Source organism: Domibacillus sp. F004 (genome assembly GCF_057814295.1).
On the sequence record NZ_JBVATB010000001.1, the window covers coordinates 107,715 to 133,220 of the forward strand.

Genomic DNA, 25,506 nt, shown 5'->3' on the forward strand with positions numbered 1-25,506 from the left:
ATGATTTGCCCTGATTGCCGCTATAACGGGACGAGAGTAGTTGATTCACGTCCTGCAGATGAGGGGCATTCCATCCGCCGCCGCCGAGAGTGTGAAGCATGCGGTTACCGGTTTACGACTTTTGAACGAGTGGAGCATATGCCGCTTATCGTCGTCAAAAAAGAAGGAATGCGTGAAGAGTTCAATCGTGAAAAAATGCTGCACGGGTTAATTAAAGCATGTGAAAAGAGGCCGGTTCCGCTTGGCACGCTTGAAAAAATGACAGCTGATATTGAACGAGATATACGAGCGAAAGGCATTTCGGAAATTGAGTCAAATCGTGTTGGCGAAATGGTAATGGACCGGCTGGCAGACATTGACGAAGTGGCATATGTCCGGTTTGCGTCCGTATACCGCCAATTTAAAGATATTAATGTCTTTTTAGATGAGCTAAAAGATATCATCAACAAAGAAAAATAAGAACCCGGGAGAAATGGCTCCGGGCTTTTTTTCTTATAGCAGGGAGTGAACAGCATAAATAGACATTGGAATGAAATACAGCCGTCAGACGCTTATACGATTTCGATCTCAGGATGTATTGACAGTTTGGAACAAAAAGTAATCACTCTTTTGTATCAACCGCTTGTTGGTGCGCAAGCGCTTAGCCTGTACATGACGATGTGTGCAGAGCTAGAAGACGGTAAACTTTCGTCGGGTGGGGCACCGCATTATCATTTAATGAATACGCTTTGCTGCAACTTACAGCAAATTTATGAAGACAGATTGAAGCTTGAAGGAATCGGTCTTTTAAAAACGTATGTGAAAAAGATAGATGAAAGCCGGGAATTTTTATATGAAATTCAGCAGCCGCTTGCACCGGATCAATTTTTTTCGGATGGATTGCTTAATGTGTTTTTATATCGGAAAATTGGCAAACCGCATTTTCTTCGTTTAAAGCATATGTTTTGCGACAAAAAGGTGAAATTAGCGGAATTCCGTGACGTGACCCATGATTTTACGGATGTTTTTTCAACGGGCTATATGGACATGGACAGTCAAGAAGCAGAGAAAGACAGCACTCCGCAGCAGGACAGCCGGTTTGCGGGAAGAGGAGAAAGCAAAAGTCCGGTAATAGCGGATTTATTTGATTTTTCAGGGTTGGAATTAACATTAAAAGATGCACTAATTCCAAAGACAGCTTTAACACCATTTGTAAAAGAAACGATTGAAAAGCTATCCTTCCTATATGGCATCGAGCCGCCTCAAATGAAAAATTTTGTATTGTCAGCAATTAATGAACAGGATGAAATAGATGTCGAAGAATTACGAAAATCTGCACGTGATGCTTATCAATTTGAATCAGGCGGACGTTTACCGGATATGAAACCGCGTATTCAAACGGCTTCATCTAACAATGCGGCACCGGAGCTAAAAACGCAGGAAGAAAAACTTATTCATTATTTGGAAACAGTATCGCCACGCCAATTGTTGATCGACATTTCTGGCAGCGTACCGTCAAAAGCGGATATGCAGGTCGTTGAGCAAGTAATGTTACAGCATAAATTAGCGCCAGGTGTTGCCAATGTCCTCATCCAATATGTTATGCTGAAAACAGATATGAAGCTTTCGAAAAGTTATGTTGATAAAATCGCCTCTCACTGGGCACGTAAAAAAGTAGCAACAGTAGTGGAAGCAATGAATTTGGCAAAAAGCGAACATCGTCAATATGATGATTGGGCGAAAAATAAAGATAAACCGACAACAGCAAAACGGAAGACGACGCGCCAGGAAAAATTGCCAGCGTGGTTTACGAATACGACTAAAAAAGACGAAAAACAAACCGTTGATCAAAACTTTGAAGAAGAAAAACGAAAACTTGAAGAAGCGTTGAAAAAACGTACAGAAAGGGCGTCCGCCGGTGAAAAAGATTAACGACGCACTCAGGAATATATCAACGTCACCTGGGTTCAATGAACGATATGAACAAGTGAAGCGGGAATTGTTGGATGACACGTTAATTCGTTCGTTTATAAAAGAAAACGAATTAAGCAAAACGGACATTGAAAAAGCACTTGTGAAGCTGTACGAATATAAATCGCAAAGCCATAAATGCGATAAATGCCCATCGCTTAAAGAATGCATAAATGATGTGATGAAAGGCTATGAACCAGAGCTGGTCTTTCGTCATGGAGCCGTAGAGCTTGACTACAAGCGCTGTCCTCGAAAAGTGCGAGATGATGAGATGAAACAATTACACCGGCATGTAAAAAGTTTATATGTGCCAAAAGATGTACTGCAGGCAACCTTCACCGAAGTGGACCTCGACAATCGAAGCCGTCTTGAAGCCGTAAAGGTGGCAAAAGATTTTGTTGATCAATATGACCTGGAAAAAAAGCCGAAAGGACTGTACATATATGGACCATTTGGTGTTGGGAAATCATTTTTATTCGGTGCGATTGCAAATGAACTGGCTGAAAAAAATATCGCCTCATTGATCGTCTATTTTCCGGAGTTTGTCCGAGAGATGAAGCAGTCACTTAATGATCAATCGACCAGTTCGAAAGTGGAGGCGGTAAAGTCTGCACCTGTACTAATGATTGATGATATAGGTGCCGAAACGATGTCGAGTTGGATCCGCGATGATATACTCGGAACCATTTTGCAATACCGTATGCTTGAAGGCCTGCCGGTTTTGTTTACATCGAATTTTGATCATGCCGGGCTTGAACATCATTTAACATATTCGCAGCGGGGCGAAACGGAAGCGTTAAAAGCGGCACGCATTATGGAGCGTATTAAATATTTGACAGTGCCTGTTGAAATGACCGGCATAAACCGCCGCAAGTAAATCACGCTTGATTTTAAAGCAATGAGAGACTATAATTACGTCATATGAAAAGTGATGACAGGGACACGTTTGATTCGGAACGTCTTCAGAGAGGGAAAGCATCTGGGCTGTAACTTTCCCGGCGTGAACAATCTATTCACCACCCTCGAGCTCTGTTTGTGAACGCAAATTTTTTTTGCCAGTAATAAATGGCGGCACCAGACCGTTATCTGACTGTAATGAGCCTGGGGGGAAATCCCCTCCCGGAAAGTTGGGTGGAACCGCGATTTAAACCTCGCCCCTTCGTAATAGAAGGAGTGGGGTTTTTTTGACGTTTTTTAACAAAAAGGAGGAAACAAACATGTCGATTCAATTAACATTTCCAGATGGAGCCATAAAGGAATTTCCATCGGGAACAACAATGGAAGATGTTGCGCAGTCGATCAGTCCGGGACTTCGCAAAAAAGCGCTTGCTGGTAAACTATCGGGTGCACCGATTGATTTGAAAACACCGATCGAACAGGATGGAGCCATTGAAATTATTACGCCTGACCATGTGGATGCATTGGAAATTCTGCGTCACAGCACCGCACATTTAATGGCCCAGGCGATTAAGCGTGTATACGGTGCGGACAAAGTAAAGCTTGGTGTAGGTCCGGTTATTGAAGGCGGTTTTTATTATGACATCGACTTAGACGAGTCGATCACGCCGGAAGACTTGCCAGTGATTGAAAAAGAAATGAAAAAAATCATCAATGAAAATGTGCCAATCATCCGTAAGGCAGTTACACGTGATGAAGCGAAGAAATTTTATGAAGAAATTGGCGATGAGTACAAAATTGAGCTTCTTGAGGCGATTCCGGCTGATGAAACGGTGACGCTTTATGAGCAAGGTGATTTTACTGACCTTTGCCGCGGTGTGCACGTACCGTCAACAGGCAAGCTGAAAGAATTTAAATTGTTGAACATTGCTGGTGCGTACTGGCGCGGCGATTCCGATAATAAAATGCTTCAGCGCATTTATGGAACAGCCTTTTTCAAAAAAGAAGAGCTTGAGCATCACCTGAAAATGCTGGAAGAAGCAAAAGAGCGTGACCACCGCAAAATTGGGAAAGAACTCGATTTGTTTACAAACTCGCAAAAAGTGGGCCAGGGACTTCCGCTTTGGCTGCCAAAAGGCGCGACAATCCGCCGCATTATTGAACGCTATATTGTCGATAAGGAAGTGAGCCTCGGCTATGATCATGTGTATACACCGGTACTTGGCAGCGTGGAGCTTTACAAAACAAGCGGCCACTGGGGGCATTACCAGGATGGCATGTTCCCGGTGATGGAAATGGACAATGAAGACCTTGTTCTTCGTCCGATGAACTGCCCGCATCATATGATGATCTACAAAAACGGCATTCACAGCTACCGTGAGCTGCCGATCCGGATTGCGGAGCTTGGCACGATGCACCGCTATGAAATGTCAGGAGCGCTTGCCGGCCTGCAGCGTGTTCGCGGCATGACACTTAATGATGCCCACATTTTCGTTCGCCCAGATCAGATTAAAGAGGAATTAAAGCGAGTTGTTGAATTGATTCTCGCTGTGTACAAGGATTTTGGTTTAAACGATTACTCATTCCGTCTGTCTTATCGTGATCCGGAAAACACAGAAAAATATTACGATGACGATGAAATGTGGGAAAAAGCACAGGCGATGCTGAAAGAAGCGATGGATGACTTTGGACTGGACTATGTGGAGGCGGAAGACGAAGCGGCATTTTACGGACCGAAGCTTGATGTGCAGGTGAAAACAGCGCTTGGCAAAGAAGAAACATTGTCTACTGTTCAGCTAGATTTTTTATTGCCCGAGCGTTTTGACTTAACGTATGTCGGAGAAGACGGCAAACAGCACCGTCCGGTCGTTATCCACCGCGGCGTTGTTTCCACAATGGAGCGTTTTGTTGCGTTCTTAATTGAAGAATACAAAGGGGCATTTCCAACGTGGCTGGCACCTGTGCAGGTTCAAATTATTCCGGTATCAAATGAAGTTCATTATGATTATGCGAGACAATTAAAAGATCAATTGAAGGCAGCCGGTATTCGCGTTGAAATGGACAGCCGTGAAGAAAAGCTCGGCTATAAAATTCGCGAAGCACAAATGAAAAAAATACCATATATGCTTGTGGTGGGCGATAAGGAGTTGGAATCCGGTTCTGTCAACGTTCGTAAATATGGCGAACAAAAGTCAGATATACTGTCATTTGATGACTTCCGTGATCATGTACAAAAAGAAGGCAAAAGATAAAAAATAAAAGTTGTTTTTTTTAGCGGACAATGGTATTATTTAAAACGTTGGTTCTTTCAATTGCTCCTCTAGACATTTGAGAGAATATATGATACAGTTACTTAGGTGAATAGAACACTTGATAAAAGAAAGCAGAAGCGCCCGCTTCTCACCTCGTCTGACAAATTTGTTGGCAGGTTGACATGGTAAATGATAAAGCTATCGAAAAAGCTTTTTTACTGGCGGGGCATCTACTTTAGATGCCTCGTCTTTTTCATGCAGGCAGCGCTCTGTTTTCCCGAGGGAACCCCGTTCTTTTAAAGATACGTGTTTTTCTAAAATTACCTGGAGGTGGCTTATTATTAGCAAAGATATGAACTTAAACGAAGGCATCCGTGCCCGTGAAGTACGCCTGATTGATCAAAATGGCGACCAACTTGGCATTAAACAAAAACATGACGCGCTTGATATTGCAGCACGTGTTAATCTTGATCTTGTGCTTGTTGCACCAAATGCGAAACCGCCTGTAGCCCGCATCATGGATTACGGAAAGTTCAAATTTGAACAGCAGAAGAAAGAGAGGGAAGCCCGCAAAAACCAAAAAATCATCCTATTGAAAGAAGTGCGTCTCAGTCCGACGATTGATGAGCATGATTTCAATACAAAACTTCGCAATGCGATTAAGTTTTTAGAAAAGGGTGACAAAGTAAAAGCTTCGATCCGATTTAAAGGACGTGCGATTACACATAAAGAAATTGGTCAACGTGTACTTGACCGCTTTGCAGAAGCGTGCAAGGAAGTTGCAACAGTTGAGTCTAAGCCGAAAATGGATGGCCGTAGTATGTTTCTAATTATGGCGCCGAAAAACGAAAAGTAAACCAGTTTGAGGAGGAAGTCGAAATGCCAAAAATGAAAACTCACCGTGGTTCTGCCAAACGTTTCAAGAAAACGGGTTCGGGTAACCTGAAACGTTCAAAAGCGTATACAAGCCACTTGTTCGCGAATAAATCGACGAAACAAAAACGTAAATTGCGTAAAAGCACAATGGTTTCTAAAGGCGATTTCAAACGTATTCGTCACATGCTCGACAACCTGTAAGAAAATTATGTAACATCAATAGGAGGGAATAGTATGCCACGCGTAAAAGGCGGTACTGTAACACGCAAACGTCGTAAAAAGGTTCTTAAGTTAGCAAAAGGTTATTTCGGTTCGAAACATCGTTTATATAAAGTTGCCAATCAACAAGTCATGAAATCCCTGCAATATGCATACCGGGATCGTCGTAACAAAAAACGTGAGTTCCGCAAACTGTGGATTACACGTATTAACGCAGCTGCTCGCATGAACGGTCTTTCTTATAGCCGTTTAATGCACGGTTTGAAACTTGCTGGTATTGAAGTAAACCGCAAAATGCTTGCTGAACTCGCTATTAGCGATGAAAAAGCATTCACACAGCTTGCTGATGCAGCTAAAAAACAACTTGGTTAATCTTAACTGACAAACTGTCCTGAATCTATTTCAGGACAGTTTTTTATTTTATGCAAGGACTCTAATTTTTACCTTTTCCGTTTAGTTTTGATAAAATAAGGATGGAGGTGCATCGGTGTCGATTTTATTTATATATTTTATAATGATCAATTTTTGTGCCTATACCGTGATGGCAGGAGACAAGCGGAAAGCGCGGCAGAAAAAGTATCGGACGAGTGAAAAGACACTCTGGCTGCTGGCCCTGCTAGGCGGTGCACCAGGCAGTCTTGTCGCGATGCAGACGCATCGTCATAAAACGAAACATACGTCGTTTAAATATGGAATACCGGTGCTTACGGTCATTGATCTCGTCATATTGGGCATAATGGGGGGAGTAGGGTGAATATTGAAAAGTTGTTTAATATGCAGCGAGGACTCGATCGTTACATAGAAGAGGGACATAACCTAGCAGGAAAAGATTTATTTGATCAAAAAACGTTAGCGTTACTCGTTGAAATTGGTGAGCTGGCGAATGAAACACGCTGCTTTAAATTTTGGAGTACGAAAGGACCGTCTGAACGAAACGTTATTTTAGAAGAGTTCGTTGATGGGGTCCACTTTATTCTATCGCTTGGGATTATAGCAGGCCTCGATCAACATAAGCCAGCATTTGAAGCGGGCGCTGTGGATCAGACAAACCAATTCATCCTTGTGATGGAATCGGTTCATGCATTCCGTAAAGAGAAAACAAAATCAAATTATGAGCAGTTGATGAACCGGTATTTTGCACTTGGAAGCTTGCTTGGGTTTTCGCCGGATGAAGTGGAAGCAGCATATATCGCAAAAAACGAAGTGAATTATGAACGGCAAAAATCAGGTTATTAAAAAGGAGGCATATTAAATGAAGAAACTGGATGAAACGTTAACGATGTTGAAAGAATTGACAGATGCAAAAGGAATTGCAGGTAATGAACGTGAAGTGCGTCAAGTCATGCAAAAATACATTGAACCGCATGCTGATGTTGTAACAACAGATGGACTAGGCAGTTTAATTGCGAAAAAAACGGGCAACGGCGATGGACCCAAAATTATGGTCGCTGGTCACCTTGATGAAGTTGGATTTATGGTGACGCGTGTTGATGAGAAAGGATTTATCCGCTTTCAAACAGTAGGCGGCTGGTGGAGTCAGGTAATGCTGGCACAGCGCGTGACAATCGTGACGAAAAAAGGGGATGTAACAGGTGTCATTGGCTCAAAACCGCCGCATATTTTGTCTCCGGAAGCGCGTAAAAAGCCGGTTGATATAAAAGATATGTTCATTGATATTGGGGCATCAAGCCGTGATGAAGTAACCGAATGGGGTGTACGTCCGGGCGATATGATCGTTCCCTATTTTGAATTTACGGTTATGAACAATGAGAAAATGCTTCTCGCTAAAGCATGGGACAATCGAATTGGCTGCGCGATTGCCATTGATGTGATGAAGTATGTGAAAGAGAAACAACATGAGAATATTTTATACGGTGTCGCTACGGTACAAGAAGAAGTCGGACTGCGCGGTGCGAGAACGTCTGCTCACATGATTGAGCCGGATATCGCATTCGGTGTTGATGTCGGCATTGCGGGTGATACACCAGGCGTGACAGAAAAAGAAGCCATGGGGAAAATGGGCAAAGGCCCGCAAATTATTTTGTATGATGCATCAATGGTATCCCATAAAGGATTGCGTGACTTTGTAACAGATACAGCGGATGAACTCGATATCCCGTATCAATTTGATGCGATGGCAGGCGGTGGAACAGACTCCGGGGAGATCCATAAATCAGCAAATGGTGTACCCACACTGTCCGTGACGATTGCAACGCGCTATATTCATAGTCATGCGGCAATGCTTCATCGTGATGATTACGAAAATACAGTAAAATTGCTTGGTGAAGTGATTCTTCGCCTCGATCGCAATACGGTGAACAAGATCACATATGACGCATAAAAGAACCGCTCACACTGTGAGCGGTTCTTTCTTGTTTTCTACTGCTGAATCTTCAATAAATAGCTTGTGCCATTGCATAAAAATAAGCAGTGTCCACAATTTGCGGCTGTTATCTTCTTTTCCTTCAACATGATGGTCAAGTAACTGATGAACGTATGATTTGTTCATTAAATGATCGACTGCACTTTCTTGAATCATTGTGCGAGCCCAGTCATACAGTTCATTTTTTAACCAGACGCGAATCGGTACAGGAAAACCAAGCTTTTTCCGCTTAAGTACGTGATTTGGGACGATCCCTCCAGCAGCCTGCCTGAGTAGGTATTTTGTTGTTTTATGTGATGTTTTATCTTTTGTATTTAAGCGGCGGGCCACATCAAATACTTCTTTATCAAGAAAGGGCACACGCAATTCAAGCGAATGCGCCATCGTCATTTTATCTGCTTTTAATAAAATATCTCCACGCAGCCATGTTTGCATATCGATATATTGCATTTTTTCTACATCATCTAAAGAAGCACACTCTTTATAATAAGGGGATGTAATATCCGTATAAGGAACATTCACGTTGTAATGCTGCATAAATTGATTTTTCTCACGTTCTAAAAACACTTTCGCGTTGCCGACATACCGCTCGTCAATCGATGTACAGCCGCGCATTAAATAGTTGCGGCCTTTAAAACCGGCAGGCAGCTTTCGGAATGCTTCTTTCATGCCAGGTTTTAACCAATCCGGAAAGTATTGAAAAATAGAGAGTGCCTGTGGTTCACGGTAAATATTGTAGCCGCCAAACAGCTCGTCTGCTCCTTCTCCTGATAGAACGACCGTTACGTGCTTTTTCGCTTCTCTTGCGACGAAATAAAGAGGAATGGCTGCAGCATCTGCAAGCGGATCATCCATATGCCAGACAATCTTCGGAAGCTCCCGTAAAAATTCTTCTGGTGTAATATTGTACGTGTGGTGGTGAACACCAATTTTATCTGCTGTCTCAGCTGCTACATCTATTTCACTGTAGCCATCAATCTCAAATCCAACAGAAAACGCATGAAGGTCTGGGTTTAGTTCTTTTGCGATCGCCGTTGTGATGGATGAATCAATCCCGCCTGATAAAAAGCAGCCGACCGGGACATCACTGCGCATATGATATTTTACAGAATCATATAAAACGTCTTGAATCGCTTTGATCTTTTCTGACTCTGCTTGTATAACAGGCTGGAAAGACGGTTTCCAATAGCGCTCAATGTACATAGACTTATTTTTTCGTAACGTAAAACAGGTGCCTGGCTCCAGTTTTTGAATACCTGGGATCATCGTAGCCGACTCCGGTACATATTGAAATGTTAAATAATGCTGAAATGAACAATCATTGATCTCTTTTTGAGACGAAAATGCCACGAAGCTCTTGCTTTCCGATCCGAACAAATAATAGCCATCCTGCTCACTATAATAAAAAGGCTTAATACCAAATCGGTCTCGCGCCCCAAATAACACTTCTTCTTGCTTGTCCCAAATTAAGAAAGAAAACATACCGCGCAGTTTTTCCACAGCGGCGCTGCCCCAGTGACAGTAAGCAGCAAGAAGCGCTTCTGTATCCGAGTGTGTATGAAACGTATAACCGAAATCTATTAACTCGTTGCGAAGTTCAATATAGTTATAAATTTCACCATTAAAAATAATCCAATAACGTTCATTTTCATATGGAAGCGGCTGATGACCGTTTTCCGTATCAATAATGCTAAGGCGTCTAAAGGCGAATTGTACGGTATTATCACTAAAATATCCTTCATCATCCGGACCTCGGTGGAAGATGGATTGGTTTGCTTTTTGAATTGTTTCATCATTGAAGATTGTATGTTGATCATGGTGAAATACGCCGACAAAACCACACATTAATCTCACCCCATTGTATACTCATTTGTAATGGACAAGTATACGTCATATGGAATGATTTTGCAAAAAAGTCCTCTTTTCTTTAATAGAAAAGAGGACTAAGTATTACGATTGAAGGGCGGCAGCCATTTTTTGAAGAACGGCTTGCTTTTCATCATTCTGGCTATTTTTCCAGAATAGTTCAAACATTACACCGAGACCAGGCAGTGTTTTTTCTTCACCTTGGGCCACTGCATCTTGAATCGTGGCAGACAGCTGATTTTCATTTTGACCGTGTAAATTTTGAATAATCGCATTTCGTAAATTCATGTTTTCCCCTCCTTGTTAGTCTTATTTTGACCGGAGTCGCTTATGTTATGCAGAAAAAATGCTATAATAAATCGATGAAAGGGGATTTGAACGTGAATTATATCCAATCAGCGAAAAATCCGCACATAAAACAGCTTAAAAAGTTACTGACAAAAAAAGAGCGTGACATAACGGGGCGGTATCTTTTGGAAGGGTTTCATCTCGTCGAAGAAGCGCTTAATCATAAAGAAATAATTGATGAATTGATTTTTTCAGAAGAGGCGGTTATTCCATCTGGATGGAATACAGATGATTTAGAACTGACGATTGCATCGCCGGAAGTGGCAGCAAAGTTGTCTGATACAGAAAACGGGCAAGGTGTCTTTGCCGTGTGCCGGAAATCAGAACAAATTGGATTGCCAGAAGGGAACATGTTCTTATTAATTGATGCGGTACAAGATCCAGGTAATGTGGGCACAATGATCCGTACAGCCGATGCGGCAGGAATGGATGCAGTTATTCTTGGTATGGGTTCCGCTGATGTGTACAATCCAAAGGTTCTTCGTTCGGCACAGGGAAGCCATTTTCATTTGCCGGTTGTCAGCGTCGATTTAGGCGAAGCGATACAGCAGCTAAAAGAACGGAACATCCCGGTTTATGGAACAGCGCTTGAAGGAGCAACTGATTACCGCAGCGAATCATCTGGCCCATTTGCGCTGTTAGTCGGCAATGAAGGAAGCGGTGTTCGTTCTGAATTGCTGCAGGAAACGACGAAAAACGTGTATATCCCGATTTTTGGCCGAAGTGAATCGCTTAATGTAGCCGTTGCTGCGGGCATTCTTCTCTATCATTTTCGGGAAAACAATTGAATTTCAAAAACGGGTTGTCTATAATGATGAGTGTAAATTAGATAATAAAAGGCGATGATGGAGAAAAGTATGCCGCGCCTCTTTTTTTAGGAAGAAAATGCCTTGACTGAAAGCATTTTTAAAAAGAAACGGCAGAAGTTCACCTCCTGAGCCGGTGCCGGGACCGTTAGACGTAAAGGCACACCGGTTTTAAAAAGCCGTTATCCGAATGAAGAGAATGCGTGTATATATGCGTATTAAAAAGGGTGGTACCGCGATTAAAGCCTCGTCCCTTTCCGGGAAGGGGCTTTTTTTATTTGTCAAAAAAAAAAGGAGGAGTCAGCGTGGAACAACAGTTAAAAGAATTGCAAAGTCAGGCACTTGAAAAAATCACAGCTGCAGCAAACTTAAAAGAATTAAACGATGTACGCGTCGCTTATCTCGGCAAAAAGGGGCCGGTGACAGAAGTATTAAAAGGAATGGGCAAGCTTTCGGCAGAAGAACGCCCGAAAATGGGGGCGCTTGTAAATGTATTACGTGAAACCATTTCGACACGAATTGAAGAAAAACAAGAACGGCTTGAAGTTGCAGCGATTGAGCAGCAACTGGCACAGGAATCAATCGATGTGACCCTGCCAGGTCGTCCTGTAAAGCTAGGCAGTCATCACCCATTGACACGTGTTGCAGAAGAAATTGAAGACTTATTTATTGGTATGGGGTACACCGTGGCAGAAGGACCAGAAGTCGAACAGGATTTCTACAATTTTGAAGCGCTTAATTTGCCAAAAGACCATCCGGCACGCGATATGCAAGACACGTTTTATATTACACCGGAACTGTTAATGCGGACGCATACGTCACCGGTGCAAGTGAGAACGATGCAGAAGCACAAAGGCCAGGGACCGGTCAAGATCATTTGTCCTGGTAAAGTGTATCGCCGTGACAGTGATGATGCAACACACTCCCACCAGTTCGCCCAAATTGAAGGGCTTGTCGTCGGTGAAGGCATCCGCATGAGCGACTTGAAGGGGACACTTGATTTATTTGCGAAAAAAATGTTCGGCGAAGATCGTGAAATTCGTCTCCGTCCAAGCTTTTTCCCATTTACAGAGCCCTCTGTTGAAGTTGATGTAAGTTGCATGTGCGGCGGCAAAGGCTGCTCCATTTGTAAAGGTACGGGCTGGATTGAAGTGCTTGGCGCAGGTATGGTGCACCCAAATGTGCTTGAAATGGCTGGCTTTGATTCAAATAAATACACAGGATTTGCATTTGGTATGGGGCAAGAGCGCATTGCGATGCTGAAATACGGCATTGATGATATCCGCCATTTTTATACGAATGATCTTCGGTTCTTAAAGCAATTTACAGTACATGAATAAATAAGGAGGAGTATATACATGTTTGTTTCATATAAATGGCTCACGCAATATGTTGATTTGACAGACCAAACTCCGCAGGAACTGGCGGAAAAAATTACACGTGCCGGTATTGAAGTAGAAGGAGTGGAAATCCCTGCTTCTGAAATGAAAAATATTGTAGTTGGTTATGTGAAGACACGCGAACAGCATCCAAATGCTGATAAATTAAGCAAATGCCTCGTTGATGTTGGAGAAGAAGAACCGGTACAAATTGTCTGCGGTGCAAAAAATGTCGATGCAGGGCAATATGTGGCGGTAGCAAAAACAGGAGCAATCCTTCCTGGAAACTTTAAAATTAAACGAGCAAAACTGCGTGGTGAAGAATCAAATGGCATGATCTGTTCGCTATCTGAATTAGGCATTGAAAGCCGTCTCACGCCGAAAGAATACGCAGAAGGTATTTTTAACTTCCCGAACGATGTTACACCTGGGGAAGATGCACTCGCTGCATTAAACCGTGACGATGCGATACTCGAATTGTCATTGACACCAAACCGTTCTGATGCATTAAGTATGATAGGTGTGGCTTATGAAGTAGCGGCCATTTTAGGCCGTGATGTGAGTCTTCCTGCACCAAACCTGTCAGAATCCGAGGAACAAGCTTCTGATACGATAAATATTCGTATCGATGCACCAGAAGACAATCCGATTTATATCGCGCGGGTTGTCAAAAATATTAAAATTGGTCCATCACCGCTTTGGATGCAAACCTATTTGATGAATGCTGGCGTCCGCCCGCATAATAACGTCGTTGATATTACGAACTATGTTTTGATGGAATATGGCCAGCCTCTTCATGCATTTGACCTGGACCGTCTCGGCTCAAATGAAATCGTTGTTCGCCGCGCGGTTGAAGGCGAAACATTGATCACCCTCGATGATACAGAACGCACATTGTCTGCGGATCAACTTGTCATCACAAACGGCAAAGAGCCAGTTGCCCTTGCAGGCGTAATGGGCGGAGCTAATTCAGAAGTACATGACGGCACTGTTAACGTATTAATTGAATCGGCTTATTTTGACGGCCAGATCATCCGTGCCGCGTCGAAAGCACACGGACTTCGTTCTGAGGCAAGCGCCCGCTTTGAAAAAGGTGTTGATCCAGCCCGTATCCAAGCTGCATGTGACCGTGCTGCTGAATTAATGGCAGAACTAGCAAGTGGAACCGTCCTTTCAGGAAGTGTCGTAGCCGGTGAATTAGCGATTGAACCAAAACAAGTATCTATTACACTTGAAAAATTAAATATGAGACTCGGCACAGATCTTCAAATGGGAGATGTGGAAGAGATATTCCGCCGTTTGCAATTTGAAACAGAAACAAATAGCAATGAGATTACCGTAACGGTGCCAACACGCCGTTTAGATATTACGATTCCTGAAGATTTGACAGAAGAAGTTGCGCGCCTCTATGGATATGACCAGATTCCGCTCACGTTGCCGGAAGGAGCTGTGCAGCCAGGGTCGCTTACATCTTATCAATTAGGCCGCCGCGTTGTGCGCCGTTATTTAGAAGGAGCCGGATTCAACCAGGCGATTACGTATTCTCTTACATCGGAAAAACGAGCATCTGAATTTGCACTTGAGCACCGCCCTCCAGTGGCGCTTTCCATGCCGATGAGTGAAGAACGTGCGTATTTGCGCCAAAGCTTGATTCCTCATTTAATTGAAGCTGCGGCATACAATAATGCCCGTCAAATGCCATCGGCCGCTTTTTATGAAACAGGCTCGATTTATTTAAATGAAGGCGAAAATGTTCAGCCGAAAGAAGAAGAGAGACTTGCTGGTATCGTAACGGGCATGTGGCATGAACATTTGTGGCAAGGTGAAAAAAAAGCCGTTGATTTCTTTACGGTAAAAGGAATTGTTGAAGGACTTGCAGAACGGATAGGTCTTGCGGAGCGAATTACATTCCAAAAAGCAACACCTGCTGGGTTCCATCCAGGCCGTACAGCTGAAGTATTGCTTGACTCGGAATCGATCGGATTTGTCGGGCAGCTTCACCCGACAAATGCTAAAGAAGTGGATGTGAAAGAAGCGTATTTGTTTGAATTGAAGCTTGATGTTTTATTAAATGCATCCCGTAAAGATCTGGCCTATACGGCTATCCCGCGTTATCCATTCATTAGTCGCGACATCGCGCTCGTTGTCGACCGTACAGTTGAAGCTGCTGCTCTTGAGGTCATTATTAAACAGGCAGGCGGTGCACTTTTAACAGGTGTTCGGGTATTTGATGTATACGAAGGTGAACGAATGGAAGAAGGCAAAAAATCGGTCGCCTTTGCCCTGACGTACGCGGATCCGGAGAAAACGTTAACGGATGAAGAAGTAACCGCTGTACATGAAAAAGTACTTGCTGCACTAAAAGAGAAGGCCGGAGCTGACTTGCGTGCCTAATAAGAAGTCTCTGTTATAGGATGTTGTTTCAAATAGCCAATTAGAAAAAGGACTCGGTCGTCATAACCGAGTCCTTTTTTGATGCGTTGTTAATCGAGTCCGCGCAGTATATTTTTTGCTTTGCTTGTATTGGCAAAATGAAGTTTTGTAAAATGGCGCAGGACACTTTCATCATACATTTTCATCAAACGGGCGGCTGCATTATCAACAAGAGGCCCAGCGCCTTTTGGAATAGTGAAGCCCGCTTCTTCAGACAGCTTATCCATTTCTTTTAAAAAGGCATAGCGGGCTAAAATCGACGCAGCTGCAACGGCCAGGTGGATGCTTTCGCCTTTCGTACTAAAGAAAACATTTTCACGCACAATTTTTTTTTGCTCGTTTAAATACCGATAATACACTGTTTTTTCAGCGAATTGATCGATAAGTATTGCTTCTGGTCGGATCGGCGCTATTTTTTCATGCAGTTTGCCGAGTGCCTGGTTGTGTAAAAGGGCTTTTATTTTCCCTTGGGACATTCCGCTCTCCTGTAAATCGTTGTATTTTTCATTGCGTAAAATAAGCAAGCTATACGGAATGTCTTTCAGCAATTTTTTCGCTACTGACACAATTTCAGGGTCTTTCATATCTTTGGAATCGCGTACACCGAGTGCTTTTAATTCCATAATCCGGTTTTTATCAACATAAGCCGCAACGACTGTGATGGGGCCGAAATAATCACCTGTTCCGACTTCATCGCTGCCCATGACAGACATCGATGCAAATCCATCTGGCAGAAGAGCACTTGACTTGGGCTTCTTTTTTGGCTCCGCTGTTTTACCGGCCCATTTTGATGATTCTTGAGCTGCGTTTTTCCCTTGAAATAGCACTTTTCCAGAATGATAGCCAGTCACCGAACAGCCGTCTACTTTTGCTGAAAAGATGGCACCAGCTGGTAATTTAGCCGGGGAACCATAATGTTTTTTCATTTTTTGCAATATTTCCTTTGTAACAATTAATACAGTATGACTCAATTCAACAACCTCCAGACTTTCTTCCTTTTCACACTAAAACAGTCGTGGTATGATTAGTAACAGGATTTCATGAGAAATGGGGGCCGTACAATTGTCGGACGGACAAAAAACTCGCCTAACAGTTGACATCTACGGATATCAGTACACCATTGTGGGAACTGAATCAGAATACCATATTCGCCGTGTAACGGAAATGGTCGATGATAAAATGCGTGAAATCGGCAACCGTAACGCTACACTGGATACGCAAAAAATTGCGGTGCTGACCGCTGTCAATATGGTGAATGACTATTTGAAGATGGAAGAAGAGCTGCAGGAAATGAAGATGGAATTAACCCGTTTGAAAAACAGAACAGCCGTCAACGGCTGAAAAACTTCTCTCGATTTGGTAGAGAAGTTTTTTTCTGCTACTATATTATATAAAGAAAAGCAGGTGACATAGATGGTCAATAAAAAAGATATTATTCGGTTACTTGAAAAAATTGCAGTCTATATGGAATTAAAGGGAGATAACCCGTTTAAAATATCGGCATTTCGCAAAGCAGCGGCAGCACTAGAAACGGATGATCGAAGTTTGTCTGAAATTGATGATGTGACAAAATTATCAGGTATTGGCAAAGGCACAGCCAGCGTCATTACAGAATACATCGAAACCGGTGAATCAACTGTATTGACAGAACTTTCAGGCGAAGTACCAGAAGGGCTTGTTGCACTGTTAGGGCTGCCGGGACTCGGTGGAAAAAAGATTGCCAAACTATATAAAGAGCTCGGCATTACCAATATGGAAGAATTGAAAGAAGCATGTGAGCAGCATCGTGTACAGGAGCTCGCCGGATTTGGTGCGAAAACGGAAGAAAAAATTCTCGCAGCCGTTGAAAAAGCAGGTACGCAGCCGGATCGTCTGCCGATTATGTACATGCTGCCGATTGCAGAAAAAGTGGAAACGTATTTAGCTGATCTGCCGGAAGTGACTGCATTCTCGCGTGCAGGCAGTTTGCGCCGCTTGCGTGAAACAGTGAAAGATGTTGATTTTATTATTGCGACAAAAGAGCCAGAAAAAGTAAAAGAGAAACTGCTCTCGATTCCAAATAGGAAAGAAATCATCGCGGCCGGCCCGACGAAAGTCTCGATTATTATTGATGGCGAGTTTGACGTGTCGATTGATTTTCGTATTGTGGCACCGGCTCAGTATGCGAGTGCACTGCATCATTTTACAGGCTCAAAAGATCATAATGTGAAAATTCGTCAAATCGCCAAAGAGCGAAATGAAAAAGTGAGTGAATACGGTGTTGAACAGCCGGACGGTTCGGTGAAAACATTTGAATCAGAAGAAGCGCTTTACCATCACTTCGATCTGCCGTGGTTTCCGCCTGAAATCCGTGAAGATGGAACAGAAACGGATAAGTATAAAGAAGGCACATTGATTCATTTTTCTGATATTAAAGGCGATTTGCATATGCATACGGCCTGGTCAGATGGTGCCTTTTCAATTGAAGAAATGATTGAAGCATGCCGTGCACGAGGATATGAGTACATGGCTATAACAGATCATTCGCAGTATTTAAAAGTGGCGAATGGGTTGACTGTTGACCGCCTCCTGCGTCAAAATGCGGAAATAAAAGAGTGGAATGAAAAATACAGTGACATTGAAGTATTATCGGGCATTGAAATGGACATTTTACCGGACGGAACGCTTGATTATGAGGACGATGTGCTAAAAGAGCTCGACTTTGTGATCGCGTCGATTCATTCAAGTTTTTCACAGCCGCAGAAAAAGATTATGGACCGGTTAAAAACGGCGATGAATAACCCATATGTAAAATTAATTGCTCATCCGACTGGCCGGATTATCGGCCGCCGTGATGGTTATTCTGTTGATATGGAAGAACTTGTGAAGATAGCAGCTGTAACAAATACGGCCCTTGAGTTAAATGCAAATCCACACCGGCTTGATTTATCTGCTGATCATTTAAAATGGGCACAAGATGCGGGTGTGAAGATATTTATTAATACAGATGCTCATGCGATTGAACACCTTAATTTTATGGAAACGGGTGCGAGTGCAGGGCGAAAAGGATGGCTGCGGCCAGAAACAGTGGTAAATACGTGGCCGAAAGAGCAGTTTCTTTCTTTTGTACGCGGCAAATGATGTTAATAGAGGAGTGAACCGGATTTGAATAAAAAAGTGCTGGCAACCCTTGAATTTGATAAAATTATCCAACAGTTGGCACGCCATGCTTCATCGGAGATCGGGCGCAGCTTTGCAGAAGATTTAAAGCCATCTCTTCATGCAGAAGAAGTACAAGCTTGGCTTGATGAAACGGAAGAAGCAGCTGCAGTCCTCCGCATAAAAGGCAATGTGCCGCTAGATGGCATTTATGACATCCGTCCTCACGCGAAGCGGGCTCAAATTGGCGGCGTATTAAGCGGTGTCGAGCTTGTTCGAATTGCAAGTACGATTTTTGCGAGCCGGGTGATACGTCAATTTATAGAAGATGTTCGTTTGGAAGGTCAGGTGACAATGCGTATTTTGCCGGAGAAAACAGCAGTCATTCCGGTGGTGACAGATCTTGAACATAAAATTAAGCGGACGGTTGATGAAAATGGGCGGGTTCTTGATTCAGCGAGCGATGAATTAAGGCACATTCGTCATGGCATACGGTCAGCAGAATCGCGAATTCGCTCCAAACTAGAAAGCTTGACACGCGGTCAAAGCGCACAAAAAATGCTCTCAGACGCGATCGTGACGATACGAAATGACCGTTATGTCATACCGGTTAAGCAGGAATACCGTTCTCATTATGGAGGTATTGTTCATGATCAGTCTTCCACGGGACAGACGTTATTCGTTGAACCGGCCTCAGTTGTAAACTTAAATAATGAACTGCGTGAATTGATAGTTAAAGAACAATATGAAGTAGAGAAAATTTTAGGTGAATTAACGATGGAAACAGCTGAACATGCTCCCTCGTTATTCACAATGACAAAAATGCTGTCTGAAATTGATTTTATTTTTACAAAGGGGAAGTTCGCTCATTCAATGAAAGCGACAAAACCTCTCATTAATGAGAATGGTTACATACGGTATATAAAGGCGCGCCATCCGCTTTTACCGGCAGATGAGGCAGTACCAAGCGATATTGAAATTGGTCAAGATTACACGGCGATCGTCATTACGGGACCGAATACAGGCGGTAAAACAGTCACGCTAAAAACGACAGGGTTATCCGTCTTAATGGCGCAGTCAGGTTTATTTATTCCGGCAGAATACGGCTCAGAGACGGCCATTTTCCAATCTGTTTTTGCCGACATTGGTGACGAGCAGTCGATTGAGCAAAATTTAAGTACGTTCTCATCTCACATGGTGAACATTTCAGGTATTTTAAAAGAGGTCGACAATAAAAGCCTTGTACTATTCGATGAACTCGGTTCTGGAACGGATCCGCAGGAAGGTTCAGCACTTGCCATTTCAATTTTGGATGAGGTGATTGCTAGAGGGGCACGGATTATTGCAACAACACATTATCCAGAATTGAAAGCATATGGATACAACCGTGAACACGTTATTAATGCAAGTGTAGAGTTTGATGTTGAAACGCTCAGCCCGACATACCGATTATTAATCGGAATTCCAGGACGAAGCAATGCATTTGAAATTTCAAAGCGAATTGGTCTTGACCCAATGATTATTGAACGGGCACGCAGTTTAATCGGTGTGGATTCGCAGGAAGTTGATAATATGATTGCGGCCCTTGATACAAGCCGCCGCCAGGCAGAAAAAGATGCTAAGGACGCACGGGATTATTTACGCGAGACGGAGAAGCTGCATCGTGATCTGCAAAAAGAAGTGATTGCTTATCATGAACAGAAAGAAAAAATGGAAGAAGCAGCGCGGGCTGAAGCGAACGCTATTATTGAAAAGGCAAAAGCAGAAGCAGAAGAAGTAATGCGTGACCTCCGTGCGATCCGCTTGGCAGGCGGATCAAACGTAAAAGAACATGAATTGATTGAAGCGAGAAAACGGCTTGAAGGAGCGGTACCAGAACAAAAACAGAAAAAAACGGTTATTGAACCCGCAAAGCGTTCATGGAAACCAGGCGATGAAGTGAAAGTAATCAGCTTCGGTCAAAAAGGCAGCATTATTGAAAAAGCAACGGGCGATGAATGGATTGTTCAAATGGGGATCATTAAGATGAAAGTCGCGGAAAGCGATATGCAATTTATTAAATCAGAAAAAAAGAAAGAGCCAAAACCAATTGCGACCATTCGGGGCAAGGGCCATCATGTATCGTCGGAACTTGACTTGCGGGGTGAGCGATATGAAGATGCACTCAACCGTGTGGAGAAGTATTTAGATGACGCATTGCTGGCGGGTTACCATCAAGTATCGATTATTCATGGAAAAGGCACGGGAGCGCTTATGAAAGGGGTACGCAGCTATTTAACAAAGCACCGTATGGTCTCAAGCATCCGGTTTGGCGGGTCTGGAGAAGGTGGACTCGGCGTTACAATTGCTGAATTGAAATAATGAGGAGGCCCCCACTACATGACTGGTTTTTGGGAAAATCAATTTGTACAGCTCGCTGGCTATTACAGCATCGCGACCATTTGTATCATATTATGTCTGGCTGTTTTTGAACTGGTTACATCCTATCGAAACTGGGAAGAGATAAAAAAGGGCAATATGGCCGTTGCACTTGCAACAGGCGGGAAAATATTCGGAATCGCCAACGTATTTCGACACTCGATCTTAAATAATGATACGGTGTTGGCGATGGCGGGCTGGGGCATTTTTGGTTTTATTTTACTTCTCATCGGTTATTTTATGTTTGAATTTTTGACGCCTGGATTTAATGTTGATAAAGAAATTGAACGTGACAACCGGGCAGTTGGTTTTATTTCGTTCATTATTTCAGCCGGGCTCTCGTATATGATTGGTGCGGCCCTTCTGTAGAGAAAAGGGGAGTTTTTAAATGGAAACATTGGCAAAAGTACTGCTCGGTTTTTGCGCTGCTTTTTTAATAGTCGGAATTGTATACATGTATTTAAATTAAAGCTGTCGTCATGACAGTTTTAATTTTCTTGTATAATGAATCGGTATTCATTATACTGTAATGAGAGTACGAATTCTTCTGACAAGGGGTGGATGAAGATGACTGAAAAACCATGGCTTACGCATTATCCGCCGGAAATTCCTGCCACAATCCAATATGCAGAACAGCCGCTGCCGCTCTTCTTAACGAAAGCTTCTACACAATACAGGGACCAAACAGCGATTGAATTCCTCGGGAAAGAACTGACCTATAAAGAATTGTACGATTCCGCATTAAAAATGGCCGCCTATTTAAAAAAGATAGGCATTAAAAAAGGAGATCGTGTAGCGATTATGCTGCCAAACAGTCCCCAGGCTGTCATTAGTTTTTACGGTGTCCTGTACACCGGTGCTATTGTCGTACAATTTAATCCACTATACAAAGAACGGGAAATCGAATACCAGTTGAAAGACTGCGGCGCGAAAGTAATAATCGCACTCGACCTGTTGTATCCACGCATCCAAAACATCATCAACAATACTCAACTTGAACACACCATTGTAACCGCTATCAAAGATTACTTGCCATTTCCCAAAAATATGATTTATCCATTTATTCAAAAGAAACAAACCGGTATGGTTGTGCATATTGAAAACCGGAACAATAATCATCATTTCACAAAAATTATGGCGGGACCAGCCATAAAAGAAGAGCCGCTAAATATAAATATTGAAAATGATCCTGCCGTTATACAGTATACAGGAGGAACAACAGGCTTTCCAAAAGGGGTTATACTCACGCATAAAAACCTTGTGGCGAATACATCGATGTGTGTTGCATGGATGTATAAGTATCGTCCGGGTGCCGAAATTATTCTTGGCATTATTCCTTTTTTCCATGTATACGGGATGACAACAGTGATGATTTTATCCGTTATGCAAGGCTATAAAATGGTGTTGCTGCCGAAGTTTGACGCCAAAAAAACATTGAAAACGATTCAAAAACAAAAGCCGACCATATTTCCGGGTGCACCGACGATTTATATCGCTCTTTTAAATGATCCCAACATGAAAAAATATGATTTATCCTCCATTGATGCGTGTATTAGCGGATCTGCTCCGCTTCCTGTAGACGTACAGAAAAAGTTTGAGGACGTGACAGGCGGTAAGCTCGTTGAAGGCTATGGATTAACGGAAACGTCACCGGTCACTCACGCGAATTTCATCTGGGGAGACCGGATAAAAGGAAGCGTTGGCGTACCGTGGCCGGATACAGATGCCGCTATTTATTCAATGCAAACGAATGAACTGGTGAAAAAGCCAGGTGAATTAGGTGAAATTGTCGTGAAAGGTCCGCAAGTAATGAAAGGATATTGGAATCGTCAGGAAGAAACAGAACAGTCATTTAAAGACGGCTGGTTTTTAACGGGAGATATTGGATATATGGATGAAAATGGATTTTTTTACATCGTTGACCGAAAGAAAGATATGATTATAGCCGGCGGATTTAATATTTATCCCCGTGATGTAGAAGAAGTGCTTTATGAGCATCCATCGATTCAAGAAGCAATCGTTGCAGGGATACCGGACACCTATCGCGGAGAAACAGTGAAGGCCTATATTGTATTAAAAAAGGGCCGCCAAGTGACAGAAAAAGAACTTGATGAGCATTGCCGCAAAAACTTAGCTGTGTACAAAGTGCCGCACGTTTATGAGATCCGCGATGAACTGCCTAAAACAGCTGTTGGAAAAATCTTAAGGCGTGTGCTGGTAGATGAAGAAAAGAAAAAACGGGAAGAGAAGAATACCCTTGCTTGATTGTCTGTCTGCTTGACGAAGTGAAATATTGGTTGTAAGATAAGAACATGAATGAATAACCATTCATTTTATTTCGGTCAGGAAGGCGATTTTTTTATTATGAAAAAAAACAAACCAAAATACCATCAAATCATCGATGCCGCTGTGATTACAATTGCTGAAAACGGGTATCATCAAGCGCAAGTGTCCAAAATTGCCAGGCAAGCGGGCGTGGCTGATGGAACAATTTATTTATATTTTAAAAATAAAGAAGACATCCTTATCTCGGTTTTTCAAGAAAAAGTGGGGACGTTTGTTGCAAAAATGAGGGAAACCATTCAAATAAAAGCGAAAGCAGCTGAACAATTGAGGCTGCTTGTTGAAAATCATTTTACAATGCTGACAGAAGACCCGCATTTGGCCGTTGTCACACAGCTTGAACTGCGGCAGTCTAATAAAGAGCTGCGATTGAAAATTAATGAAGTGTTAAAAGAATATTTGCTGTTAATCGATCAGATTTTACAAGACGGGATCGACAACGGGGAATTTAGAAGCGGTTTAAATATTCGTCTTGCCCGGCAAATGATCTTTGGAACGCTTGATGAGATGATTACAACGTGGGTTATGAATGATCAAAAATATAATTTAATTGTGTCTGCACAGGACGTTGCCGAAATGCTCTTGAATGGATTTTCAGCAGAAAAGAGGAACTAATCATGCTCTGTATATCTGTCAGGAAAGAACAAGGGGTAGCAGAGGTTGTCATAAACCATGCGCCGGCTAATGCCCTTTCAAGTGTCGTCATAGCTGATATGGAACAGGCTTTGGATACAATTGAACATGATAAAGATGTACGGGCTGTTATTGTATATGGAGAAGGCCGCTTTTTCTCAGCGGGGGCCGATATAAAAGAATTTACTGCTGTTTCACAGAAAGAAGAATTTGTGAAAATTTCTACAAGAGGACAGCGTTTAATGGAGCGGATTGAAACCTTTCCAAAGCCGGTAATTGCCGCGATTCATGGTGCTGCACTTGGCGGGGGACTTGAACTTGCGATGAGCTGTCACATTCGTTACGTCACAAAAGAGGCGAAACTCGGTTTGCCGGAACTGCAGCTTGGTCTTGTTCCTGGTTTTGGTGGATCACAACGGCTTACCCGCTATGTGGGGATGGCAAAAGCGGCAGAAATGATGTTAACGAGTGAACCAATATCAGGTCATGAGGCTGTTCAGTGGGGCCTTGCGAATGCCGTATTTACAGAAGAAGAATTGCTTCACGAAGCGAGAATATTAGCACAAAAAATAGCGGCGAAAAGCCCAGTTAGTGTAAAAGCGGCTATGAGCTTACTTTATTATGCCAAACACGCCGAATACTATAAAGGGATTGAAAAAGAAGCAGATGTTTTTGGAACCGTTTTTTTATCAAATGATGCGAAAGAAGGCATTAACGCATTTATTGAAAAACGAACACCTCACTTTAAAGGCTATTAACGGGGAGGGCTGGCAATGAACATTTATGTTTTAATGAAAAGAACATTTGACACCGAAGAAAAAATTTCAATTACCCGCGGTCAAATTGACGAGGATGGCATTGAATTTATTATTAATCCATACGATGAATATGCCGTAGAAGAAGCAATTCGAATTCGTGATAAGCATCAAGGTGAAGTAACTGTCGTCTCAGTCGGCAGCGGGGAAGCGGGCAAGCAGCTGCGCATAGCACTTGCGATGGGGGCCGATAAAGCTGTTTTAATTAATACAGAAGATGATCTCACAGAAGGCGATCCATTTACAACTGCTAAAATTTTAACGGAATTTTTTAAGAATAAAGAAGTGGACCTCATTTTAGCTGGAAACGTCGCGATTGACGGCGGGAGCGGGCAAGTCGGACCGCGTGTGGCTGCTATGCTCGACATTCCCTATGTAACGACGATTACGAACATCGATATCGATGGATCGAATGTCTCTGTTACGCGGGATGTTGAAGGAGATTCAGAAACGATTAGGACGACACTGCCATTACTCGTTACATGCCAGCAAGGATTAAATGATCCGCGTTATCCGTCCCTCCCTGGTATTATGAAAGCGAAGAAAAAGCCCCTTGAAGAATTGGAACTCGATGACCTTGGTCTCGAAGAAGAAGACGTTGAGCCGAAAACGAAGATACTGGATACTTTCCTACCTCTGGATAAAGCAGATGGACGCGTTCTCGAAGGAGACTTGACCAATCAAGTACAAGAGCTTGTCAGCTTACTCAGATCAGAAGCAAAAGTCATTTAATCTTCTTACATGAAGGAG

Annotated in this window: 24 protein-coding genes and 2 other annotated features; of the genes, 21 read left to right on the top strand and 3 right to left on the bottom strand. The window is 42.9% G+C overall.

All coding sequences use genetic code 11. The features are described 5' to 3' along the window. From nrdR to ACZYRN_RS00655, 10 genes are all read left to right on the top strand, one after another. Positions 1-459: a transcriptional regulator NrdR gene (gene nrdR / locus ACZYRN_RS00610; RefSeq protein ID WP_488909570.1), complete on the top strand. Its 459-nt coding sequence runs from the start codon at positions 1-3 to the stop codon at positions 457-459. 126 nt (positions 460-585) lie between these two features. Then, positions 586-1,911: a replication initiation and membrane attachment family protein gene (locus ACZYRN_RS00615; RefSeq protein WP_488909571.1), complete on the top strand. Its 1,326-nt coding sequence runs from the start codon at positions 586-588 to the stop codon at positions 1,909-1,911. Further along, positions 1,898-2,827, top strand: a complete 930-nt coding sequence (gene dnaI / locus ACZYRN_RS00620) for a primosomal protein DnaI (protein ID WP_488909572.1) — start codon at positions 1,898-1,900, stop codon at positions 2,825-2,827. Before ACZYRN_RS00615 ends, dnaI begins: the two co-directional genes overlap by 14 nt. A 340-nt stretch (positions 2,828-3,167) precedes the next feature. Then, positions 3,168-5,099, top strand: coding sequence for a threonine--tRNA ligase (thrS, locus tag ACZYRN_RS00625; RefSeq protein ID WP_488909573.1), 1,932 nt, complete (start codon positions 3,168-3,170; stop codon positions 5,097-5,099). Between the two features lie 123 nt (positions 5,100-5,222). Continuing rightward, positions 5,223-5,359: a sequence feature (ribosomal protein L20 leader region), on the top strand. A gap of 77 nt (positions 5,360-5,436) precedes the next feature. Next, positions 5,437-5,955, top strand: a complete 519-nt coding sequence (gene infC / locus ACZYRN_RS00630; protein ID WP_488910509.1) for a translation initiation factor IF-3 — start codon at positions 5,437-5,439, stop codon at positions 5,953-5,955. 23 nt (positions 5,956-5,978) lie between these two features. Then, positions 5,979-6,176 carry a 50S ribosomal protein L35 gene (gene rpmI / locus ACZYRN_RS00635; protein ID WP_018394127.1) on the top strand — a complete coding sequence of 66 codons (198 nt, stop codon included), beginning with the start codon at positions 5,979-5,981 and terminating at the stop codon, positions 6,174-6,176. A 33-nt stretch (positions 6,177-6,209) separates the two neighbouring features. Next, a complete protein-coding gene (rplT, locus tag ACZYRN_RS00640) occupies positions 6,210-6,566 on the top strand; it encodes a 50S ribosomal protein L20 (RefSeq protein WP_488909574.1) in 357 nt (118 codons plus the stop codon). 142 nt (positions 6,567-6,708) lie between these two features. After that, on the top strand, positions 6,709-6,948 hold the full coding sequence (locus ACZYRN_RS00645; protein WP_488910510.1) for a DUF1294 domain-containing protein: 240 nt from the start codon (positions 6,709-6,711) through the stop codon (positions 6,946-6,948). Then, positions 6,945-7,430: a dUTP diphosphatase gene (locus ACZYRN_RS00650; protein ID WP_488909575.1), complete on the top strand. Its 486-nt coding sequence runs from the start codon at positions 6,945-6,947 to the stop codon at positions 7,428-7,430. The genes ACZYRN_RS00645 and ACZYRN_RS00650 overlap by 4 nt, the downstream gene beginning before the upstream one ends. A gap of 16 nt (positions 7,431-7,446) precedes the next feature. Continuing rightward, positions 7,447-8,535, top strand: a complete 1,089-nt coding sequence (locus tag ACZYRN_RS00655) for a M42 family metallopeptidase (protein ID WP_488909576.1) — start codon at positions 7,447-7,449, stop codon at positions 8,533-8,535. A 9-nt stretch (positions 8,536-8,544) separates the two neighbouring features. On the opposite strand, the gene asnB is transcribed toward ACZYRN_RS00655, so the two are convergent. Both asnB and sspI read right to left on the bottom strand, forming a co-directional pair. Continuing rightward, entirely contained in the window at positions 8,545-10,422 is a 1,878-nt protein-coding gene (asnB, locus tag ACZYRN_RS00660) for an asparagine synthase (glutamine-hydrolyzing) (RefSeq protein ID WP_488909577.1), read from the bottom strand. A 105-nt stretch (positions 10,423-10,527) separates the two neighbouring features. After that, the gene (gene sspI / locus ACZYRN_RS00665) at positions 10,528-10,731 is read right to left on the bottom strand and encodes a small acid-soluble spore protein SspI (protein WP_488909578.1); all 204 of its coding nucleotides are present in this window, start codon (positions 10,729-10,731) and stop codon (positions 10,528-10,530) included. A 92-nt stretch (positions 10,732-10,823) separates the two neighbouring features. On the opposite strand from sspI, the gene ACZYRN_RS00670 reads away from it, so the two are divergent. The 3 genes from ACZYRN_RS00670 to pheT all read left to right on the top strand — a co-directional run bounded on the left by ACZYRN_RS00670 (position 10,824) and on the right by pheT (position 15,370). After that, positions 10,824-11,579, top strand: coding sequence for a TrmH family RNA methyltransferase (locus ACZYRN_RS00670; RefSeq protein WP_488909579.1), 756 nt, complete (start codon positions 10,824-10,826; stop codon positions 11,577-11,579). 45 nt (positions 11,580-11,624) lie between these two features. Beyond that, positions 11,625-11,855 (top strand) — a binding site (T-box leader). Positions 11,856-11,902: 47 nt separating this feature from the next. Further along, positions 11,903-12,937, top strand: coding sequence for a phenylalanine--tRNA ligase subunit alpha (pheS, locus tag ACZYRN_RS00675; RefSeq protein ID WP_488909580.1), 1,035 nt, complete (start codon positions 11,903-11,905; stop codon positions 12,935-12,937). An 18-nt stretch (positions 12,938-12,955) separates the two neighbouring features. Next, entirely contained in the window at positions 12,956-15,370 is a 2,415-nt protein-coding gene (gene pheT, locus ACZYRN_RS00680) for a phenylalanine--tRNA ligase subunit beta (RefSeq protein ID WP_488909581.1), read from the top strand. A gap of 89 nt (positions 15,371-15,459) precedes the next feature. On the opposite strand, the gene rnhC is transcribed toward pheT, so the two are convergent. Next, complete coding sequence (gene rnhC, locus ACZYRN_RS00685; RefSeq protein ID WP_488909582.1) at positions 15,460-16,380, bottom strand: ribonuclease HIII; 921 nt, start codon at positions 16,378-16,380, stop codon at positions 15,460-15,462. Positions 16,381-16,471: 91 nt separating this feature from the next. On the opposite strand from rnhC, the gene zapA reads away from it, so the two are divergent. The 8 genes from zapA (at position 16,472) to ACZYRN_RS00725 (ending at position 25,488) form a co-directional block, all read left to right on the top strand. Continuing rightward, positions 16,472-16,750, top strand: coding sequence for a cell division protein ZapA (zapA, locus tag ACZYRN_RS00690; protein ID WP_488909583.1), 279 nt, complete (start codon positions 16,472-16,474; stop codon positions 16,748-16,750). A gap of 72 nt (positions 16,751-16,822) precedes the next feature. Beyond that, the gene (gene polX, locus ACZYRN_RS00695; RefSeq protein ID WP_488909584.1) at positions 16,823-18,529 is read left to right on the top strand and encodes a DNA polymerase/3'-5' exonuclease PolX; all 1,707 of its coding nucleotides are present in this window, start codon (positions 16,823-16,825) and stop codon (positions 18,527-18,529) included. Between the two features lie 24 nt (positions 18,530-18,553). Continuing rightward, positions 18,554-20,908, top strand: coding sequence for an endonuclease MutS2 (locus tag ACZYRN_RS00700; RefSeq protein WP_488909585.1), 2,355 nt, complete (start codon positions 18,554-18,556; stop codon positions 20,906-20,908). 18 nt (positions 20,909-20,926) lie between these two features. Next, positions 20,927-21,334, top strand: a complete 408-nt coding sequence (locus ACZYRN_RS00705; protein WP_488909586.1) for a DUF350 domain-containing protein — start codon at positions 20,927-20,929, stop codon at positions 21,332-21,334. A 198-nt stretch (positions 21,335-21,532) separates the two neighbouring features. Further along, positions 21,533-23,230: a long-chain-fatty-acid--CoA ligase gene (locus tag ACZYRN_RS00710; protein WP_488909587.1), complete on the top strand. Its 1,698-nt coding sequence runs from the start codon at positions 21,533-21,535 to the stop codon at positions 23,228-23,230. A gap of 99 nt (positions 23,231-23,329) precedes the next feature. Further along, positions 23,330-23,923, top strand: coding sequence for a fatty acid metabolism transcriptional regulator FadR (fadR, locus tag ACZYRN_RS00715; RefSeq protein ID WP_488909588.1), 594 nt, complete (start codon positions 23,330-23,332; stop codon positions 23,921-23,923). A 2-nt stretch (positions 23,924-23,925) separates the two neighbouring features. Then, positions 23,926-24,699, top strand: a complete 774-nt coding sequence (locus tag ACZYRN_RS00720) for an enoyl-CoA hydratase (RefSeq protein WP_488909589.1) — start codon at positions 23,926-23,928, stop codon at positions 24,697-24,699. 15 nt (positions 24,700-24,714) lie between these two features. Beyond that, complete coding sequence (locus ACZYRN_RS00725) at positions 24,715-25,488, top strand: electron transfer flavoprotein subunit beta/FixA family protein (RefSeq protein ID WP_488909590.1); 774 nt, start codon at positions 24,715-24,717, stop codon at positions 25,486-25,488. The last annotated feature ends 18 nt before the right edge of the window (positions 25,489-25,506 follow it).

What these genes read in the sequence shown, in the direction of transcription:
- rplT (WP_488909574.1), top strand. Translation starts at nt 6,210, where the DNA reads ATGCCACGCGTAAAAGGCGGTACTGTAACACGCAAACGTCGTAAAAAG.
- polX (WP_488909584.1), top strand. Translation starts at nt 16,823, where the DNA reads ATGGTCAATAAAAAAGATATTATTCGGTTACTTGAAAAAATTGCAGTC.
- thrS (WP_488909573.1), top strand. Translation starts at nt 3,168, where the DNA reads ATGTCGATTCAATTAACATTTCCAGATGGAGCCATAAAGGAATTTCCA.
- nrdR (WP_488909570.1), top strand. Translation starts at nt 1, where the DNA reads ATGATTTGCCCTGATTGCCGCTATAACGGGACGAGAGTAGTTGATTCA.
- asnB (WP_488909577.1), bottom strand. Translation starts at nt 10,422, where the DNA reads ATGTGTGGTTTTGTCGGCGTATTTCACCATGATCAACATACAATCTTC.
- ACZYRN_RS00705 (WP_488909586.1), top strand. Translation starts at nt 20,927, where the DNA reads ATGACTGGTTTTTGGGAAAATCAATTTGTACAGCTCGCTGGCTATTAC.
- ACZYRN_RS00710 (WP_488909587.1), top strand. Translation starts at nt 21,533, where the DNA reads ATGACTGAAAAACCATGGCTTACGCATTATCCGCCGGAAATTCCTGCC.
- ACZYRN_RS00645 (WP_488910510.1), top strand. Translation starts at nt 6,709, where the DNA reads ATGATCAATTTTTGTGCCTATACCGTGATGGCAGGAGACAAGCGGAAA.
- ACZYRN_RS00725 (WP_488909590.1), top strand. Translation starts at nt 24,715, where the DNA reads ATGAACATTTATGTTTTAATGAAAAGAACATTTGACACCGAAGAAAAA.
- ACZYRN_RS00720 (WP_488909589.1), top strand. Translation starts at nt 23,926, where the DNA reads ATGCTCTGTATATCTGTCAGGAAAGAACAAGGGGTAGCAGAGGTTGTC.
- pheT (WP_488909581.1), top strand. Translation starts at nt 12,956, where the DNA reads ATGTTTGTTTCATATAAATGGCTCACGCAATATGTTGATTTGACAGAC.
- sspI (WP_488909578.1), bottom strand. Translation starts at nt 10,731, where the DNA reads ATGAATTTACGAAATGCGATTATTCAAAATTTACACGGTCAAAATGAA.
- rpmI (WP_018394127.1), top strand. Translation starts at nt 5,979, where the DNA reads ATGCCAAAAATGAAAACTCACCGTGGTTCTGCCAAACGTTTCAAGAAA.
- ACZYRN_RS00655 (WP_488909576.1), top strand. Translation starts at nt 7,447, where the DNA reads ATGAAGAAACTGGATGAAACGTTAACGATGTTGAAAGAATTGACAGAT.
- fadR (WP_488909588.1), top strand. Translation starts at nt 23,330, where the DNA reads ATGAAAAAAAACAAACCAAAATACCATCAAATCATCGATGCCGCTGTG.